This is a genomic window from Dyella jiangningensis (assembly GCF_003264855.1).
In the GTDB taxonomy this organism is placed as follows: domain Bacteria; phylum Pseudomonadota; class Gammaproteobacteria; order Xanthomonadales; family Rhodanobacteraceae; genus Dyella; species Dyella jiangningensis_C.
This window is the reverse complement of sequence record NZ_NFZS01000001.1, coordinates 1,763,216-1,780,616: the sequence shown is the minus strand read 5'-3', so window position 1 is coordinate 1,780,616 and position 17,401 is coordinate 1,763,216. Positions and strand designations below refer to the sequence as shown.

Genomic DNA, 17,401 nt, shown 5'->3' with positions numbered 1-17,401 from the left:
GGTCTGTTCAACACCGGTTGGCGCAAGCGTCGCGCCGGAACTAGGGAATGCGGGGGCTGATGTCACCGACATCGCCGCACTGGGCACGATGGCGCAAGGCGTGATCCATCAGCACCAGCGCGACCATGGCCTCGGCAATCGGCGTCGCGCGGATGCCTACGCAGGGATCATGACGTCCTTTGGTGACCACGTCGGTCGCCTCGCCGGCAAGGTTCACACTTCGACCGGGAATCAGGATGCTCGATGTGGGCTTGAGCACCATCGACGCCACGATGGCCTGCCCCGTGCTGATGCCGCCGAGGATGCCGCCGGCGTGATTGGACGTAAAGCCGTCCATCGTCATCTCGTCGCGGTGCTGGCTGCCATGCTGCGTGACGGCGTCGAAACCGTCGCCAATCTCCACGCCCTTCACCGCATTGATCGACATGAGCGCCGCGGCGATATCGGCATCGAGCTTGCCGTAGATCGGCTCGCCCCAACCCGGCGGTACGCCGTCGGCCACCACGTTGACGCGCGCACCGACGGAATCGCCGGACTTGCGCAGCGCATCCATGTACGACTCCAGCACCGACACCTCATGCGCATCGGGCCAGAAGAAAGGGTTCTGCTCCACCACGCTCCAGTCAAACGAGCCGGGCGTGATCTCGCCGATCTGCGCCATGTGGCCACGCACGCGCACGCCATGGCGCTCGGCCAGCCATTTCTTGGCGACGACGCCAGCCGCCACGCGCATGGTCGTTTCGCGAGCGGAGGAGCGACCGCCGCCGCGCGGATCGCGGATGCCGTACTTCTGCCAATACGTGTAGTCGGCATGCCCCGGGCGGAACGTCTGCGCGATGTCGCCGTAATCCTTGCTGCGCTGGTCGGTATTGCGGATCAGCAGCGCGATCGGGGTACCGGTGGTTTTGCCTTCGTATACGCCGGAGAGGATTTCCACCTCGTCGGCCTCACGCCGCTGCGACGTGTGACGGGTCTTGCCGGTGGCACGGCGGTCCAGGTCGGCCCGGAACTCTTCCACCGCCAGCGGCAGGCCCGGCGGACAACCGTCGATCACGCAGCCGATGGCCGGGCCGTGGCTTTCGCCGAAGGTGGTGACGGTGAAGAGTTTGCCGAAGGAATTGCTGGACACGAGGCTCGGTCGTCTGCGGGGAAACCCGCACAGCTTAGCGCGATGCGGGCATCACTGCGTTCTTTGCGCCGATCCCGGCCACTCGCGCGCAAGCATCGCGAAAACCACGTCGTCCACCCAATCGCCGCGAAAGCGCAGGCTCTCGCGGAAATGAGCTTCCTGGCGCAGGCCCAGGGAGCGCATCAGCGCCATGCTGGGTGTGTTGCGCGGATCGACCGAGGCGTGCACGCGACGGACGTCCAGCCGGCCGAACAGTTCGTCAAGCAACGCCTGCACCGCCTCGCGCGCAAAGCCGTTGCCCTGGTGCGCCGGCGCCATGGTGATGCCGAATTCGGCCTGCCCATCGTCCGACAGGCAAAAACCCAGGTCACCGATCAGCTCGCCACGGTGCAGCCGGATCGCGCGCTGGAACCAGGCTCCAGGCGCTGGCGTTGCCGATTGCTTACCGATGAAACGACCCGCATCCACCAGCGTTTCGGGCTGCCAGCCCTGGTATCGCGCCACGTCCGGGTCGGATCGGTAGCGAAACAGCGCCTCCGCATCCGCCGGTTGCAAAGCGTCGAGCCGGAGTCGTGCGGTCTCCAGCTCCACGGTCGATCAACGCCCCTGGCGCGCCTGCGCTTCGGCGCGGATGGCCTCGGCGTGCTCGATGAGATCGCGACGCTCCAGCGCAAACACGCCCATCGCACCGACCTTGAACTCGATCCATACGAAGGGCACCCCGGGCAGCACTTCGACCAGCGCACGCTCGCTCTCGCCCACTTCGACGATCAGCAGGCCGTCTTCGGTGAGGTAATCCGCCGCTTCGTCGAGCATGCGGATGCAGATGTCCAGGCCGTCCTCGCCCGAGGTCAGGCCGAGCTTCGGCTCATGGCTGTACTCGCCCGGCAGCGCGGCGTATTCGTCCTCGGTGACATAAGGCGGGTTCGACACGATCAGGTCGTAACGACGGCCCTTGAGGCCGCTGAACAGATCGGACTTGACCGCCTCGACACGACCCTCGACGTGCTGGAACACGATGTTCTCGCGCGCCAGCGACAGCGCTTCGTCGCTGATGTCGACGATGTCGACCTGCCAGTGGGGGTTGTACTCGGCCATGGCGATGCCGATGCAGCCCGACCCCGTGCACAGGTCCAGCGCGCGTTCCACGTGGCGATGGTCGAGCCACGGCGTGAAGCCCGACTCGATCAGCTCGGCGATCGGCGACCGCGGCACCAGGGCGCGGCGGTCGCTCTTGAACTTCAGCCCGGCAAACCAGGTTTCGCCCACCAGGTAGGCCACCGGCAGGCGCTCGTTGACGCGGCGCTCGATCAGCGCCAGCACGCGCTCGCGCTCCTCGCTGGTCAGGCGACCGGCACCGTAAGCCGGCGGAATGTCCGGCGGCAGGTGCAGGCTGGCCAGCACCAGGTGGGTGGCCTCGTCGATCGGATTGTCGTGGCTGTGCCCGAAGGTGAGCCCCGCCGCGGAAAAGCGGCTCGCGCCGTAACGGATGAAGTCGATGATGGAGGCGAGTTCGTGGGTCACGGCGGCTTGTCAGGCGTCAGGGGGCCGCAAAGTATAGCCGGAGCCGGGCTGTCACCCAGGCGTAATCAGCGCGCGCATCGTTCATACTTGCCGGATGACCTTCAACGTACTCCTCCAATACATCCTTCCCCACCGCGCCCTGTCGCGGGTGGTCTACTGGGCCACGCGCTGGACCTTCAAGCCGTGGAAGGATTTCCTGATCGGCACCATCGTGCGCAACTACCAGGTCAACATGGCCGAGGCGGCGCAGCCTGATCCGCTGGCCTACCAGCACTTCAATGCGTTCTTCACGCGCAAGCTGCGGCCGGACGCGCGGCAGGCCGATGCCGATCCCGCGGCCCTGCTCTCGCCGGCCGACGGCAAGATCAGCCAGATGGGCCGCATCGTCGACGGACGCATCTTCCAGGCCAAGGGCCAGGAGTACACTGCCGCCGAACTGCTCGGCGACGAGGCCAGCGCGGCGCCGTATCGCAACGGCAGCTTCGCCACCATCTACCTGTCGCCGCGCGACTATCACCGCGTGCACATGCCCCTGAAGGGCACGCTCAAGGAAACCGTGCACGTGCCCGGCCGCATCTTCAGCGTGGCGCCGTTCGCGGTCGAAGCCATCCCGCGGCTGTTCGCACGCAACGAGCGTTTGGTCTGCCATTTCGAAGGCGAGCACGGCCCGTTCGTGGTGGTGATGGTCGGTGCCATCCTGGTGTCCAGCGTGGCCACCGTGTGGGACGGCCTGGTGATTCCGCCCTATGCCTCCTCGATCCGTCGCAAGTCGTTCTCGGGACAGAACATCACGCTGGAGCGCTTCGCCGAGATGGCCCGCTTCAATATGGGCTCCACGGTGATCCTGCTGTTCCCCGAAGGGGCGGCCGAACTCGATGCGCTGCCTTCCCAGCAGGCAGTGAAGGTGGGGCAGCGCATGGGCATGCAACCCAGGAGCTGAAGCACGCAGCGTCAAATTATTGACGACACGAGTGACGCGTTTTGTCGTTTTGTGACGATTTTGGCGCAACGCCTCCTGAGGGACGGCTAAGCTCGCTGCCGGCACCGCAGCGAGCGGATGTCCGGCCAGCCCGAGGAGCCTCCATGCGCATCGTCACCCGCCTCATCGCCATGAACCGCGCTCGCCAGCTGGCGCGCCAGTTCCGCGAGATCGATCGCAGCGTCCATGCCCTGCCCAAGCGCACCCGCGCCCGGCTCGGCACCATGGCCCTGCGTGAAATCGGGCAGGCCTCGCGCTCGGAATTTCCCCACCTTTATGGCACCGCCCCGGAAGAGCGTTACCTGCCCTGGGGTCAGGGCACCGACATCGGCTTTGCCCGCGCGCGCTCGGACAACCCCGAAATCGCCATGCGCGGCATCGCCTTGTGGCTGGCCGTGGCCTACCACGAAACCAAGGACACCCCGCACGCCAACCTGCGCCCGCAGCATCGCGACCTGATGCGCCTGCTGCGCGAGCTGAAGGAAGCGCACCGTACCGATTCGCCGCAAAGCTGGATGCAGGCCACCGCTGCCGCCTGATCAAACCGCCCGTGGAAGGAGGAACGCCACCCTTCGGGGTGGCGTTTCTTTTTCCGGAACCGGCCGGGCTACCCTCAGCGGCAGGCCGGTACTTTCAACGACTGCCCCGGCTTGATGTGCTGGTGGTTGAGGCCATTCATCTCGGCCACTTCCTGCACCGAAGTGCAGCCCAACTTGTTGACGATGCTGGTGAGGGTATCGCCGCGGCGCACCACGTAGCTGCGGGTCTTGCCGCTGTTGGACGAGCGCGACGGCGAGGATGCCGGCGGCGGGGGCGAAGGGGGAACGACCGGCAGCACCGCGGTATGCAGGTCGTTGGCGAGGATCGGCCACGGCCCGTCGGTGCAGCGTGCCTCGTAGGGCTTCTCCAGCACCTTCGGCACCATCACGCGCACGCCGGCGGGCTGGCTGACCTGGGGATCGAGTCGCGGGTTGAGATTGCGCAAGGTACGGAACCAGCCGTCGCTCATGCCGGCGGCCGAGCCCAGGCACACGGTCAGCTCGGTCAGCGATGCGGGACGCTTGAGCGCGATGCTGCCCGGCGCGCCATCCACCCGCGGGAAGCGCAGGTTGTAACTCTCCGGGTGCAGGAACAACCATGCCGCCGCCAGCACGGAGGGTACGTAGTCGCGGGTTTCCTGCGAGAGCTGGTTGTAGATGGTCGGGTCGTACAGGCTCACCGAGGTGTTGTCGCCCACCATGCGGCGCATGCGCCCTTCACCGCCGTTGTAGGCCGCCAGGGTCAGCTCGAGGTTGTTGTTGAAGGCGCGCAGCTGTTCGTCCATGTACTCCGCATTCGCGCGCGCGGATGCCGCGGGATCGAAGCGCGAATCGAAGCCGTCTTCGGTGGTGAGGCCGAAGCGCAGGCCGGTGGCGTACATGAACTGCAGCGGGCCCGCCGCGCCCGAGCGCGACACGGCATGCACCTTGCCGCCCGACTCCTTGGCCAGGATGCCGAACAGCAGCGCCTCCGGCAGATCGGCCTTCTGGTATTCGGGCCACATCTGGTAACGCAGGAACTGGTAGTTGATGTAGGCATCCATGAGGTTGCCGCGCCATTGCGTCAGCCACATCTCCAGCGCCGCCTTCACCGGGCCATTCATCGCGATCAGCTGCGAGAGCTGCTGGCCGCGCAGCAGGGTCACGCTGCGCTGCGCTTCGGGCAGGCTGGCTGCGCCGGTCTTGCCGCTCTCGCTGCCTTCCGGCACCTCATCGCCCATCGCGCCCAGGTCATCGCCCAGCGAGAAATTGCCATCCTTCAGCCGCAGCAGGCGATCGAACGCGGAGAAGAAGCGCTGCGAATCGCAGCCCGGCGTGCTCGGGCAATGCGCGGCAGCGCTCTTCAACTGGTCCAGCGATGCATTGAGTGTCTGTTGCGCGGCCTGCGTGTTGCCGGCGCGCGCCTGGCTCACGGCATTCTCGTAGCCGCGACTGGCCTGGTCGAGTTGCGCATAGAGCTGGTTGGCCTCGGCCGACGGCTTGGTGCCGCCGCCACTGCTCGCACATGCGGCAAGCAGCAAGGTTGCGCCGGCGAGGGGAGCCAGGCGCAGGGAGCGACGAAATGCGGGGAAAACCATGGACGACTTCGCTGTCGGATCGATGGACGGACCTTACTGCGCATCACCCCGGCGACTCAACCGATCCGACCCACTTCACCATGAAGGCGCATGCCTCGGCGCGCGCGTGTCCAGGTGTTGTTCGCATGGATACAATCGAGCAGACACCTGAGGACGGAACCCATGACTGACATCCTGATCGGCCGCAACGACAGCACCAGCGTGTGCCTGGATCCGCACTACGGCAATCGTCACGGCATGATCGCGGGCGCCACCGGCACCGGCAAATCGGTGTCGCTGATGGTGCTGGCCGAAGGCTTTTCCAGGCTCGGCGTGCCCTGCTTCCTGGCCGATGCCAAGGGCGACCTCGCCGGCCTGTCGATGCCTGCGGGCGAACCGGGCGACAAGCTGAAGACGCGACTGGCCCAGCTGCAGCTCACCGACTGGAAGCCACAGGCCAATCCGGTGATCTTCTGGGACATCTACGGCAAGCTCGGTCATCCCGTGCGCGCCACCATCAGCGAGATGGGTCCCACGCTGCTGGGTCGCGTGCTCGAACTCAACGACACGCAGGAAGGCGTGCTCGAAGTGATCTTCAAGGTGGCCGACGACCAGGGCTGGCTGTTGCTGGATCTGGCCGACCTGCGCGCCCTGCTCGGCTTCGCCAGTGAGAACGCGAAGGACATCTCCAGCCATTACGGCCTGATCAGCACGCAGAGCATCGCGGCGATCCAGCGCGCCGTGCTCAAGCTGGAGCAGGACGGCGCCGACCAGTTTTTCGGCGAGCCGGCGCTGGAGCTTGCCGACCTGATGCGCCAGGACATGAGCGGGCGCGGCGTGATCAACATCCTCGCGGCCGACCAGCTGATCCTCAAGCCGCGGCTGTACTCCACCTTCCTGCTGTGGCTGTTGTCGGAATTGTTCGAACAGTTGCCCGAGGTGGGCGATCTCGACCAGCCGAAACTCGTGTTCTTCTTTGACGAAGCGCACCTGTTGTTCGACGACGCGCCGCCTGCGCTGCTGCAGCGCGTGGAACAGGTGGTGCGCCTGATCCGCTCCAAGGGCGTCGGCGTGTATTTCTGCTCGCAGAATCCCGACGACGTGCCGGGCAACATCCTCGGCCAGCTCGGCAATCGCGTGCAGCATGCACTGCGTGCGTTCACGCCGCGCGACCAGAAGGCCGTGAAGGCCGCCGCCGAAACCTTCGTGGCCAATCCAAAGATCGATGTCGCGGAGGCGATCACGCAGCTGGCGGTCGGCGAAGCGCTGGCATCCACGTTGCGCGACGGGGGCGTGCCTTCCCCTGTCGAACGCGTACTGGTGACTTCACCCACCGCGCGCATCGGCGCGATCACCGATGCCGAGCGCGGCACCGTGCGTCAGCGCTCACCCGTAGGCGGCAAATACGACACGGCGGTCAATCGCGAATCCGCTGCGGAGATGCTCGCCAGGCGAGCCAGCGACAAGGCCGCCGATCCGCAGGTCACCGCCAGGCAAGGCGCGACCGATGCGCCCGCCACGAAGCAGGGTCCGGACTGGACCGACGCCGTGAAGGACGCACTGCTTGGCACGAGCCGTCGCCAGGGCATGATCGAGGCGATGGCGAAATCCGCGAGCCGCGCGGTCGGCTCGAAGCTCGGGCAGCAGATCGTGCGCGGCGTGCTGGGTGGCATCTTTGGTGGCAAGCGTTGAAGCATCGCAACGCTTCGCGCTGATTCGACGACACGCGGACACTGGGGATCCACGATGCCTCGCATCGCCACCGTTTCGGCCGATACGCCCTTCAGCGAGCGCTTCACTACGGGCTTGAGCTATCCGCTGCGCGGAGGCGGCCTTGCCACCTGCGTCGTGCTCGCCTTCGCCCATTACCTGGCGATCCTCCCGAGCTATATCGGCGTCTTTGCCGCGTTCGCGCTGTGGGGCGCCACCTGGCGCTACGCAGCCACCTGCCTGCTGCACACCGCCAACGGATTTGCCGATCCGCCGGACATCGGCATCGACGAGAACCCAGCCGCCGGCAATGGCCTGACCGCCATCCATCTGTTCGCCGTGGCGCTCTGCTTCGTGAGCAGCGTGTTCTATCCGCCGGCGATGTGGCCGCTCGTGCTGCTGTTTGCGCTCACCCTGCCCGCCATCGACATGTCCCTCGCCTTCGACGGCAGCATGGAGCTGGCCATGAGTCCGGTGAACTGGTGGGAGGTCATGCGCCGTTTCGGCTGGGCCTACCTGATTCCGGTGGGGCTCAATCTCGCCACCGGTGTACTGATCGTGCTCGCCTCGGTGGCGACCGCGTTCCTGCCCAGGCTGATCTCCCTGCCGCTGTTTGCCTTCGCCTATACCTACCTGATCATCCTCAACCTGCATCTGATGGGCGCGATGATCCACCAGCGCCACGAGAGCTTCGACATCGAGCCCGAGGCAGAAAAGCTGGTGCGCGAAGCCGGCTATGACGATGACGCGCATCTGCTGGAACAGGTGAAAGCCGTCGCCACCACCGACCGCCGCGCCGCCATCGGCATGCTGGTGACACGCATGCAGGGTCGCAGCGCGCCCGCGCCGCTGCATCAGGCCTATCGCGATCTGCTGAGGCAGGAAGGCCTGCGCGAGGGGTTGCTCGAGCACGGGCAGATCTGGATCGCGATGCTGCTGGCGAACAACGAATCGCGACGCACGCTGGGCCTGGTGCAGGAATGCATGGAGATCGAACCGGCCTTCATGCCCGATGCGCCCGAGCACGCGAGCACGCTCGCCGAACTCGCCGCGCGCTCGGGCATGACGCGACTGGCCCTCAAGCTTGGTCGTGGCTACCTCTCGCATTGGCCACGCTCGCCGGACGCGCCGCGCATGGGCCTGCTGGCCGCACGCCTGCTCGGCGAGGAGCTGGACCAACGCGCGGAAGCGGTCGTGCTGCTGGGCAAGCTCGCCGCCGCGTGGCCGGACCATCCACTGCGCAAGGACATCGACACGCTCGCGCAGCGCCTGCAGGAATCGCAACCCCGGCCAGCCTGACGCTGCCCTCATGACGGACGGCGGTGCCACGACCCGCCGTCCATGCGGCTTGCGCCGGGCTCGCCAGCGCGCGGTACGCCTTGCACCCGGCTGCCGATAGAATCGACTTCGAACACGCACGACGGATGCAACACGATGAGCCGCTGGCGACCGCCTGCCCCCCATTCCACCGCCATCATCACCCGCGAGGGTTTCGAGAAGCTCAAGGCCGAACTCGACCATCTCTGGCACACCTTGCGACCGGAAGTGGTGAAGGCACTGGCCGCCGCGGCGGCCGAGGGCGACCGCTCGGAAAACGCGGAATACACCTATCGCAAGAAGCAGCTCGGCGAGATCGACCGGCGCGTCCGTTACCTGAGCAAGCGCATTCCTTCGCTGAAAGTGGCCGAGGGAGCGCCCGCGGATCGCGAGGTGGTGTTCTTCGGCGCCACCATCGAGCTGGAGAACGTCGAGTCCGGCGAGAGCGTCGTCTACCGCATCGTCGGGCCCGACGAAACAGACGCACGCCTGGGATGGATCAGCGTCGACTCACCGCTCGCGCGGGCCGTGCTGAAGAAGCGCCTCGACGACGAATTCGAGGCGGAACTGCCCGGCGGACAGGTGCGCTTCGCGATCGTGGCCGTGAACTACTGAGGCAGCACGACGCTCACTGGCCCTGCAGCAGCGCGGAGATCTGCGCGCGATGCGAATCGACGAAGCGCAGGTTGTCCGGGTTGACCCATACCTGGTTGAGGTTGTTCGCCAAGGCAGGATCGTTGCGTGCCTGCACCGCCATCACGGCATTCATCAACGCGATGTTGGCCACCATGAACTCGCGTGGCGTGAAGCCGTGCTTCTTCACCAGCGCGGGGATGCGCTGGTCGCTGGCCATCGCCTGCGCCGCCAGGTCGTCGAGACTGTGCACCCTGGTGGCATCGGGCGCCGCCTGCGGCGGGATCCCGGCGGCGTGCGCCTCGCGCGTGGCCGCGGCCAGGCGATTGAATACGTCGTCGTTGAGCGTGTAGTTCTTGATCTGCTGCTTGTCGGCGTCCGGCAAGCCCGAAGGCACGAGCTGCGCATGCGCCAGCGGCGCGATGGCAAACAGCAAGGTCAGCACGCCCACGCGGCACAGCTGCAGGACACGGTTAAAGGCAGGCATGGAGATCTCCGTCGAAGCCACCGGCGACGCCGGCGAAAACACTACCCTAGCATCCGGCGCTTGAACGATCGCTCAGTGCCGAAGCAGCTGGCGCATCGCCACCTGGTAGTCCGCATCGATCTGCTTCAGGCGCGCGTTGCGGGCCTGCTCGCTGACCCAGCGGCCATGTCGCGCCTGCTCCCTGATCAGCTGGAACTCCATGTCGACGAAGGGCCGCAGCACGCTTTCGTCGGCCGCGTCGAAACCGGCGAGGTCCGGGATGCGCGCGAGGTTGGCCCGCTCGCGCTCCCCGGCCGCGCCAGGAGCGTGGCCGTAGTCGCGCATGAAGGCGATCAGCTGCGTGCGCAACGGTTCGGCCATACCCTCGCGCACTACCAGCACGCCCGAAGGGATCAGGCTCGATCGCCAGATCACGCGGATCTGCGATGCCTCGTTGGGAAAATTCTGGCGGAACAGGTCGAGATCGGGATTGTTGCAGGTGGCGACGTCGACTTCGCCATTGGCCACGGCCAACGCATTGTTCTGGTGGTTGGCGACGCGCACGCTGGCGAAGAACGTATCCGAATTGAGCCCGCGCGACGCGAACACCTGGGCCTCCGGCGCGACATAGCCGGTCACCGACAGCGGTTCGCCGCGTCCGTAACGCCAATGACCGGGCTTGGAGAACAAGTCCTTCAGGTCATGGATGGGGCTGTCGGCACGCACGATCAGCATGGCCACGTTGCCCTTGGCGCCATCGCTGCGCACGAACTGCGCGACCACCCGCATGTGCTGGCGCTGCACGGCTTCGGTGGCGAGACGTCCCGACAGGAAGGCGATGTCCACGCGTTTGTCGGCAATGGCGCCCGACAGGCCGGCGTAGCTGCTGACGGACACGATATCCACCGAATGCCCCAGCTTCTTTTCCAGGTCGTCCAGCAACGGCTGCCATTGCTCTCGCGATTCCGAGGCGCTGCCGATCGGCAGGATGCCGAAATGGATCGCGGCTGCGGGCTGCTTCATCCCGACCGCATCGTCGGCCCGGGAAGGATGGGCGCAAACCGCCAGACAGAGCAGCATGACGGCGGCAAACAGCTGCCGCAGTCTCTCCCCAAAGCGCGTCTGACCGGCCTTTTCCATGCTCGTTTCCCAGCGCCCTGCTACCTAGCCTTTTAGCGCGATTGCGGGACTACCGCAATTTGAAAATAGGAAAGGCGTACGCGTGGATCAGATCGCCAGGGGCATGGGATAGCGCCGCCCTTCGCGGCGCGGCTGATAGCAGGGCGCATTTCGATGGAAGTTCTCCTGGCCGTTTTCCGGGCGCCAGCCAGGGATACCCGATAGCGGCAGCGGCCTCAGGTCGAGTGGATCGCGCAATAACCGGCCGTGCCTAACGCCTTCCGCACATGCGCTGACAGCGCTGTCCTGCATGTCGTCCGCGAAGAACACGAGTGCCTTGCCCACCAACAGCTTGCCGGGCGTCAGCGCGTGCTCCAGCAAGGCATGGCCGAAGAGATCGATGGTGATGCGGCCATCCTGCCAGGCCGAACGCTCACGCCAGAACAATTCGTGCCAGTCGTGCGCGTCCCATGCATCCAGCAGGCGATGGTCGCGCAACGCGACGATGACGCCCGCCTCGTCGAAATGCGTCATCGCATATTGCGCGCGCGAACGCTGCTTGCTGCCCATGCGCCCGATGTCGATCACCTGCTGCAGGTTGAGCGCACGCTTGATGTCCGGGTAGCGCAACCAGACCATCGCATTGAACAGGTCGTGCCAGTTGGCATCACGCGTGGCGATGTCGCCGTGTTCGGCGATGCGCTGTTCGTAGTGCAGGCCGTCATGGAGCAAGGCCGGCGTCTGCGCGACGAAACGCTCGCGCATCGTCGCTGGTCGCGCCGCATTCAAGGCATCGATGCCCGGCCACGCGTCTCCGCGCAACCACGATGCATGCGCCTGCCATTCGCTCAACGGCGGGCGAAGGAATACCTCGGGAACGATCGTGCCGCGGGCGGGCGCCAGATAACGCATGGCGCCACCCCGCCGCGATCAGCCCGCGAGACGAGCGTGCAGATCGTGTTCGTCGGCGTCCTCCACCACGACATCGACGAACTGGCCCGGCTTCAGCAGCTGCCCGTTGGCGATATGCACGACGCCATCGATTTCCGGCGCATCGGACGCGGAACGCGCAACGGCACCGTTCGCGCCCGCCTCATCGACCAGCACCTTCAGCGTGCGGCCGATCTTGCGCTGCAGCTTGGCGGCGGAGATTTCCGCCTGCACGGCCATGAACTGTTCGAGGCGATCTTCCTTCAGCTCTTCGGACACCGCACCCGGCAGCTCGTTGGCCTTGGCGCCGTCCACCGGCGAGTAGGCGAACGCACCGACGCGATCGAGCTCCGCCTCGCGCAGGAAATCGAGCAGCTCTTCGAACTCCGCATCCGTCTCGCCGGGGAAGCCGACGATGAAGGTGCTGCGGATGGTGAGGTCGGGCACCACCTTGCGCCAGTTGCGGATGCGCTCCAGCGTCTTGTCGATGTTGCCGGGGCGCTTCATCAGCTTGAGGATGCGCGGGCTGGCGTGCTGGAACGGGATGTCGAGGTACGGAAGGATCTTGCCCTCCGCCATCAATGGCATCACTTCGTCCACGTGCGGATACGGGTAGACGTAATGCAGGCGCGTCCACACGCCGAGTTCGGAGAGGCCTTCGCACAGCTCGGTCATGCGCGTGCGGTAGCTCTTCTCGCGCCACTGGCGCTCGGCGTACTTCACATCCACGCCGTAGGCGCTGGTGTCCTGCGAGATCACCAGCAGTTCCTTTACGCCGCCCTTCACCAGGCGCTCGGCTTCCACCAGCACTTCATCGACCGGACGCGAGACGAGGTCGCCGCGCATCGACGGGATGATGCAGAAGCTGCAGCGGTGGTTGCAGCCTTCGGAAATCTTGAGATACGCGTAATGCTTCGGCGTCAGCTTGATGCCGGTGTCCGGGATGATGTCCAGCAGCGGATTGCGCTGCGGTGGCAGCGCCGAATGCACGGCGGTCATCACGCTGGCGTAGTCCTGCGGACCGGTGATCGCGAGCACATCGGGATACGCCTCGCGGATCAGCTCCGAGCGCTTGCCCAGGCAGCCGGTGACGATCACCTTGCCGTTCTCGTGCAGCGCTTCGCCGATCGCATCCAGCGATTCCTGCACGGCCGCATCGATGAAGCCGCAGGTGTTGACGACCACGGCGTCGGCCGCGCCGTAGCTGGGCACGATCTCGTAACCCTCGACCTTCAGCTGGGTGAGGATACGTTCGGAATCGACCAGCGCCTTGGGGCAACCGAGGCTGACGAAACCGACTTTGGGCGAGGCCTGCGACATGGAAGAGCAACCGTAACTATGCGGAAAACGGACCATTATAGCCCAGGTCGGTGCGTTTCCATGAACGACTACAATGCCTGCCTTGCCATCGAGGGAGCGTCGCCATGGGCCAGAACATCAACCTCAACACCACCCGCATGCAGTGCATCGGCGCCTACCTCGCCAAACCGCCGGGCAAGTCCAAGGGCGGCATCGTGGTGATCCAGGAGATCTTCGGCGTCAACGAACACATCCGCCACGTGGCCGATAGGTTCGCCCAGGAAGGCTATACGGCCATCGCGCCCTGCTTCTTCGATCACCTGGAGAGCGGCGTGGAACTGGGCTACAGCGAGGAAGGCTATGCGCGCGGCAAGGCGCTGGTGACCGAACTCGGCCTGGACCGCGCCGTGGAAGACGTTGCAAGCGCCGCCGAAGCCATCTCATCCGCAGGACGCATCGGCACGGTCGGCTACTGCTGGGGCGGCACGGTGGCGATGCTCGCGGCCATGCGCCTGGGTCTGCCATCGGTGAGCTACTACGGCGCGCGCAATGTGCCGTTCCTCGGCGAAAAGCCCAGGGCGCCGGTGATGTTCCACTTCGGCGAGAAGGACAAGAGCATTCCGGCGGAGATGGTGCAGAAGCACCGCGACATGCTTCCGCAGATGGAAGTATTCACCTACCCCGCCGACCACGCCTTCAATCGCAACGTGGGACCGCAATACGACGAAGCCAGCGCAAAGCTGGCCTATGCGCGCACGCTCGGCTTCTTCGACAAGCATCTGGCGCAAGGCGCATGAGCGAATTCGCGCTGGATCCGCGCCTGGCCAACGACACGCGGCCCGTCGCATCGCTCGCCCTGTGCGACGTGCTGCTGATGAACGACGCACGCTTTCCCTGGCTGGTGCTCGTGCCTCGCCAGAGCGGCCTTGTCGAAATCTGCGATCTTCCTCCCGCGGCACAGGTCGCGTTGTGGCAGGAAGTGAATCTCGCCGCGCAGGCGCTGCGCACGCTGTCGCCCTTCGACAAGCTCAACCTCGGTGCGCTCGGCAACGTCGTGCGGCAGCTGCATGTGCATGTCGTCGGCCGCCGCGAAGGCGATGCCGCATGGCCGGGACCGGTATGGGGCAGCGGACGAGCGGAGCCGTACGAGCAAAATGCGCTGGCAGCGGTGACGGAAAAGCTGCGCGCGGCGTTGGCGCGCTGAGCGTTAGTCGCGCAAAAGGGCAGGCAATCCCGCGCTTCTGTAGGAGCTCACCCAGTGCGCGACCGCCCTTCGCGACACCCCACAAAAAAGCCCGCGAAACGTCGCGGGCTCTTTTTTCTTCAACCGACCACTGGATCAATGCTGCTGCGGCGGCGGTTCCGCGGCCTTCACCGGTGCCTTGTAGTCTTCGAGGTCGCGTGCCTTGGTGTCGACCACGCTGATCTTCTTCAGCGTGCCACCATCGTCGTAGTACACGGTGAAACCATAGTCGAGCTGCAGGCGCGCCATGTACTGCAGGTGCTGCTTGCGGACCTTGGAGTCGTCGCTGGGTTCGACCAGCACCGTCTTGGGCAGCTTGCCCTGGTCCTTGAGGTAGGCGAAATGGCTGCCGGTATCCAGCGCCGACAGCACGGCGCCGTCCACGATGAACTGGCCGTTCTTATAGGCCTGGATCGTTGCGTCGAACTGGCTCTTCATGTCCGCCGTACGCACTTCGTCCTTGGTGCCGCCACGATGGCAGCCGGCCAGCACCAGCATGCTGCCCAGCAGGATGGCTGCGGCCGCGCGGGTCAGCAGCGTGGGAAAACGGGTCATGCGGAATCTCCTGCAATGCATCGGTGTGAACGTCGAAAGTGTAGCGCCGCACCGGGCCGCCGCACCGGACTGGCCCGGCAGCCGTTCAGGTGCGCCTCGGGCCCGTCTCAGGTGCGCGGCAGGGTCACGCCCTGCTGGCCCTGGTACTTGCCGCCGCGGTCCTTGTAGCTGGTCTCGCATTCCTCATCGGATTCGAGGAACAGCATCTGTGCGACACCCTCGTTGGCGTAGATCTTGGCGGGCAGCGGCGTGGTGTTGGAGAACTCCAGCGTCACGTGGCCTTCCCACTCGGGCTCGAGCGGGGTCACGTTGACGATGATGCCGCAGCGCGCGTAGGTGCTCTTGCCCAGGCAGATGGTCAGCACGTTGCGCGGAATGCGGAAGTACTCGACCGTGCGCGCCAGCGCAAAGGAATTGGGCGGGATGATGCACACGTCCGCTTCGACATCGACGAAGCTGGTCGGATCGAACGCCTTCGGATCGACAATGGTCGAGTTGATGTTGGTGAAGATCTTGAACTCGCGTGCGCAGCGCACGTCGTAGCCGTAGCTCGACGTGCCGTACGACACCAGCCTGGCGTTGTCGCGCGTCTTGATCTGGCCCGGCTCGAACGGCTCGATCATGCCGTGCTGTTCGGCCATGCGGCGGATCCACTTGTCGGATTTGATGCTCACTCGGACTCCCGAAGGGGTTGTCGGTCGCGCCATCGGGCGCAAAGACCGGGAAAATAGCGGAAACCCGGGTTCACCCGCCAGTCGCCCGCGCCAGTTCGCAGGCCAGCGCGTCGAGGGAACCGCGTACCAGCGCGACCTGCGACGGGTCGGCGAGCACGTCGCCCTCCTCGCAGCCCGCGCCCGGCAAGGGAATCGTCACCGATGGCGACGCCAGCAGGCGGGCGGACATGGTGCGCAGGATTTCACGCAGGGCGTCCTGCGCATGGTGCGAACCGCGCGCCGAGGCGTTCCAGAGCACCACCGGCTTGCCTGGAAACTCCAGGCTGCCTACCAGCCAGTCCAGCAGGTTCTTGAAGGGACCGGGGACGCCGTGAGCGTATTCCGGGCAGGCGATCAGCAGGGCATCGCTGTCGCCGACGAGCTGTCGCAGGGCGGCGGCGCCGGCTGGCAGCGCCTCCATTTCATCGTCGGGGTTGAACAGCGGCAGGCTCGCCAGTCCGTCGTAGACGCTCAGGTGAAGTCCCGCAGGCGCGAGTCGCGCTGCGGCATGCAGCAACGCCGTGTTGCCGGAGCGGCGACGCAGGCTGCCGGACAGGCACAGCACACGCAACGGGGTCTCCCGTCCGGCATCCGGGCTCACGGCGTGCCTTGCACCATGATCTTGCCCAGGCCCAGCGACTTGTTGCGCGGCTGGCGCGAAAGCCGGCCGGCGGCGTTGCGGGCGATCTCGCGGTAGCGAGCGGCGAGATCCGAATCCGGCATCGCCACCACGGTCGGCGTACCGCCGTCAGCCTGTTCGCGGATGCGGATATCCAGCGGTAGCGAGCCGAGATAGGCCACGCCGTACTGGTCGGCCATGCGCTGGCCGCCACCTTCGCCGAAGATGTGTTCCTCGTGGCCGCAGTTCGAGCACACGTGCGTGGCCATGTTCTCGATCACGCCCAGCACCGGCACCTCGACCTTCTCGAACATCTTCAGCGCCTTGCGTGCGTCCAGCAGCGCGATGTCCTGCGGCGTGGTGACGATCACCGCGCCGGAAACGGGCACCTTCTGCGCCAGCGTGAGCTGGATGTCGCCGGTACCCGGCGGCAGGTCGATGATGAGGTAATCGAGCTGCTCCCAGCGGCTGTCGTTGAGCAGTTGCATCATGGCCTGGGTGACCATCGGGCCGCGCCAGATCATCGGCGTCTCTTCATCGATCAGGAAACCGATCGACATCGCCTGCAGGCCATGGGCCTCCATCGGGATGATGGTCTTGCCGTCCGGCGATTGCGGTTTGCCGCTGATGCCCAGCATGCGCGGCTGGCTGGGGCCGTAGATGTCGGCGTCGAGCACGCCCACCTTGGCGCCTTCCGCCTGCAACGCGAGCGCCAGGTTGGCCGACACCGTGGACTTGCCCACGCCGCCCTTGCCCGAGGCCACCACGATGACGTTCTTCACGCCCGGCTGCGGGGCCAGCGTGCCCTGCACCTTGTGCGAATGGATGCGCGTGCCGATCGAGACGGCGGCCGAGGCGATTGCCGGATCGGCCTCCAGGGCCTCTTTGACGCGAGCCGTCAGCGCGGCGATGGCCCCGTTGGCGGGATAACCCAGTTGGATATCCACGGAAACACGATCGCCGTCCACGCCGACCGCGCGTACGGCGTCCGCCAGCGGCGCACCGGTGTGGGGGTCGACCAGCTCGCCGAGAAGTTGGCGTACCAGGGCTTCGCTTGCCTGCGTCATATC

General features: G+C 66.0%; 19 protein-coding genes. 7 read left to right on the top strand and 12 right to left on the bottom strand.

What is annotated here, in order from left to right; translation table 11 throughout:
• Positions 1-40 precede the first annotated feature (40 nt).
• From aroC to prmB, 3 genes are read right to left on the bottom strand one after another with little or no spacing between them, the layout of a single operon-like run.
• The gene (aroC, locus tag CA260_RS07980) at positions 41-1,129 is read right to left on the bottom strand and encodes a chorismate synthase (RefSeq protein ID WP_111982210.1); all 1,089 of its coding nucleotides are present in this window, start codon (positions 1,127-1,129) and stop codon (positions 41-43) included.
• Positions 1,130-1,180: 51 nt separating this feature from the next.
• Entirely contained in the window at positions 1,181-1,720 is a 540-nt protein-coding gene (locus CA260_RS07975; RefSeq protein WP_111982209.1) for a GNAT family N-acetyltransferase, read from the bottom strand.
• Positions 1,721-1,726: 6 nt separating this feature from the next.
• Entirely contained in the window at positions 1,727-2,653 is a 927-nt protein-coding gene (gene prmB, locus CA260_RS07970) for a 50S ribosomal protein L3 N(5)-glutamine methyltransferase (RefSeq protein WP_111982208.1), read from the bottom strand.
• A gap of 94 nt (positions 2,654-2,747) precedes the next feature.
• On the opposite strand from prmB, the gene asd reads away from it, so the two are divergent.
• The gene (asd, locus tag CA260_RS07965; RefSeq protein ID WP_111982207.1) at positions 2,748-3,593 is read left to right on the top strand and encodes an archaetidylserine decarboxylase; all 846 of its coding nucleotides are present in this window, start codon (positions 2,748-2,750) and stop codon (positions 3,591-3,593) included.
• Positions 3,594-3,736: 143 nt separating this feature from the next.
• A complete protein-coding gene (locus CA260_RS07960; protein ID WP_111982205.1) occupies positions 3,737-4,171 on the top strand; it encodes a hypothetical protein in 435 nt (144 codons plus the stop codon).
• A 74-nt stretch (positions 4,172-4,245) separates the two neighbouring features.
• Here the strand turns inward: CA260_RS07960 and CA260_RS07955 are convergent, their stop codons facing one another.
• The gene (locus CA260_RS07955; protein WP_111982203.1) at positions 4,246-5,748 is read right to left on the bottom strand and encodes a transglycosylase SLT domain-containing protein; all 1,503 of its coding nucleotides are present in this window, start codon (positions 5,746-5,748) and stop codon (positions 4,246-4,248) included.
• Positions 5,749-5,910: 162 nt separating this feature from the next.
• On the opposite strand from CA260_RS07955, the gene CA260_RS07950 reads away from it, so the two are divergent.
• The 3 genes from CA260_RS07950 to greB all read left to right on the top strand — a co-directional run bounded on the left by CA260_RS07950 (position 5,911) and on the right by greB (position 9,369).
• Positions 5,911-7,419: a helicase HerA-like domain-containing protein gene (locus CA260_RS07950; protein WP_111982201.1), complete on the top strand. Its 1,509-nt coding sequence runs from the start codon at positions 5,911-5,913 to the stop codon at positions 7,417-7,419.
• Between the two features lie 54 nt (positions 7,420-7,473).
• Positions 7,474-8,736: a tetratricopeptide repeat protein gene (locus tag CA260_RS07945; protein ID WP_111982199.1), complete on the top strand. Its 1,263-nt coding sequence runs from the start codon at positions 7,474-7,476 to the stop codon at positions 8,734-8,736.
• A 135-nt stretch (positions 8,737-8,871) separates the two neighbouring features.
• Entirely contained in the window at positions 8,872-9,369 is a 498-nt protein-coding gene (gene greB / locus CA260_RS07940) for a transcription elongation factor GreB (RefSeq protein ID WP_111982197.1), read from the top strand.
• Between the two features lie 13 nt (positions 9,370-9,382).
• Here greB and CA260_RS07935 read toward each other — a convergent pair whose 3' ends face one another.
• The 4 genes from CA260_RS07935 to rimO form a co-directional block, all read right to left on the bottom strand.
• Entirely contained in the window at positions 9,383-9,874 is a 492-nt protein-coding gene (locus CA260_RS07935) for a hypothetical protein (RefSeq protein ID WP_146745298.1), read from the bottom strand.
• 72 nt (positions 9,875-9,946) lie between these two features.
• Complete coding sequence (gene phnD / locus CA260_RS07930; RefSeq protein WP_111982193.1) at positions 9,947-10,993, bottom strand: phosphate/phosphite/phosphonate ABC transporter substrate-binding protein; 1,047 nt, start codon at positions 10,991-10,993, stop codon at positions 9,947-9,949.
• Positions 10,994-11,080: 87 nt separating this feature from the next.
• Positions 11,081-11,884 (bottom strand): DUF3025 domain-containing protein, encoded by an 804-nt coding sequence (locus CA260_RS07925; protein ID WP_111982191.1) that lies wholly within the window; start codon positions 11,882-11,884, stop codon positions 11,081-11,083.
• Between the two features lie 18 nt (positions 11,885-11,902).
• Positions 11,903-13,222: a 30S ribosomal protein S12 methylthiotransferase RimO gene (rimO, locus tag CA260_RS07920; protein WP_111982189.1), complete on the bottom strand. Its 1,320-nt coding sequence runs from the start codon at positions 13,220-13,222 to the stop codon at positions 11,903-11,905.
• 104 nt (positions 13,223-13,326) lie between these two features.
• Here rimO and CA260_RS07915 point away from each other — a divergent pair, with 104 nt between their 5' ends.
• On the top strand, positions 13,327-13,998 hold the full coding sequence (locus CA260_RS07915) for a dienelactone hydrolase family protein (protein WP_111982187.1): 672 nt from the start codon (positions 13,327-13,329) through the stop codon (positions 13,996-13,998).
• Positions 13,995-14,405, top strand: coding sequence for an HIT domain-containing protein (locus CA260_RS07910; RefSeq protein ID WP_111982185.1), 411 nt, complete (start codon positions 13,995-13,997; stop codon positions 14,403-14,405). The genes CA260_RS07915 and CA260_RS07910 overlap by 4 nt, the downstream gene beginning before the upstream one ends.
• A gap of 135 nt (positions 14,406-14,540) precedes the next feature.
• On the opposite strand, the gene CA260_RS07905 is transcribed toward CA260_RS07910, so the two are convergent.
• From CA260_RS07905 to apbC, 4 genes are all read right to left on the bottom strand, one after another.
• Positions 14,541-14,999 (bottom strand): hypothetical protein, encoded by a 459-nt coding sequence (locus CA260_RS07905; protein WP_111982183.1) that lies wholly within the window; start codon positions 14,997-14,999, stop codon positions 14,541-14,543.
• A 107-nt stretch (positions 15,000-15,106) separates the two neighbouring features.
• On the bottom strand, positions 15,107-15,673 hold the full coding sequence (gene dcd, locus CA260_RS07900) for a dCTP deaminase (protein WP_111982181.1): 567 nt from the start codon (positions 15,671-15,673) through the stop codon (positions 15,107-15,109).
• Between the two features lie 70 nt (positions 15,674-15,743).
• Complete coding sequence (locus tag CA260_RS07895; RefSeq protein WP_238149708.1) at positions 15,744-16,277, bottom strand: NADPH-dependent FMN reductase; 534 nt, start codon at positions 16,275-16,277, stop codon at positions 15,744-15,746.
• Positions 16,278-16,309: 32 nt separating this feature from the next.
• The gene (apbC, locus tag CA260_RS07890) at positions 16,310-17,398 is read right to left on the bottom strand and encodes an iron-sulfur cluster carrier protein ApbC (protein WP_111982177.1); all 1,089 of its coding nucleotides are present in this window, start codon (positions 17,396-17,398) and stop codon (positions 16,310-16,312) included.
• Positions 17,399-17,401: the final 3 nt, after the last annotated feature.

Bases quoted from the DNA above. Each gene is read 5' to 3' on its own strand.
- CA260_RS07905 (WP_111982183.1), bottom strand. From the start codon at position 14,999: ATGACCCGTTTTCCCACGCTGCTGACCCGCGCGGCCGCAGCCATCCTG.
- phnD (WP_111982193.1), bottom strand. From the start codon at position 10,993: ATGGAAAAGGCCGGTCAGACGCGCTTTGGGGAGAGACTGCGGCAGCTG.
- CA260_RS07945 (WP_111982199.1), top strand. From the start codon at position 7,474: ATGCCTCGCATCGCCACCGTTTCGGCCGATACGCCCTTCAGCGAGCGC.
- greB (WP_111982197.1), top strand. From the start codon at position 8,872: ATGAGCCGCTGGCGACCGCCTGCCCCCCATTCCACCGCCATCATCACC.
- rimO (WP_111982189.1), bottom strand. From the start codon at position 13,222: ATGTCGCAGGCCTCGCCCAAAGTCGGTTTCGTCAGCCTCGGTTGCCCC.
- CA260_RS07925 (WP_111982191.1), bottom strand. From the start codon at position 11,884: ATGCGTTATCTGGCGCCCGCCCGCGGCACGATCGTTCCCGAGGTATTC.
- CA260_RS07935 (WP_146745298.1), bottom strand. From the start codon at position 9,874: ATGCCTGCCTTTAACCGTGTCCTGCAGCTGTGCCGCGTGGGCGTGCTG.
- CA260_RS07915 (WP_111982187.1), top strand. From the start codon at position 13,327: ATGGGCCAGAACATCAACCTCAACACCACCCGCATGCAGTGCATCGGC.
- CA260_RS07910 (WP_111982185.1), top strand. From the start codon at position 13,995: ATGAGCGAATTCGCGCTGGATCCGCGCCTGGCCAACGACACGCGGCCC.
- CA260_RS07955 (WP_111982203.1), bottom strand. From the start codon at position 5,748: ATGGTTTTCCCCGCATTTCGTCGCTCCCTGCGCCTGGCTCCCCTCGCC.
- CA260_RS07950 (WP_111982201.1), top strand. From the start codon at position 5,911: ATGACTGACATCCTGATCGGCCGCAACGACAGCACCAGCGTGTGCCTG.
- asd (WP_111982207.1), top strand. From the start codon at position 2,748: ATGACCTTCAACGTACTCCTCCAATACATCCTTCCCCACCGCGCCCTG.
- CA260_RS07960 (WP_111982205.1), top strand. From the start codon at position 3,737: ATGCGCATCGTCACCCGCCTCATCGCCATGAACCGCGCTCGCCAGCTG.
- apbC (WP_111982177.1), bottom strand. From the start codon at position 17,398: ATGACGCAGGCAAGCGAAGCCCTGGTACGCCAACTTCTCGGCGAGCTG.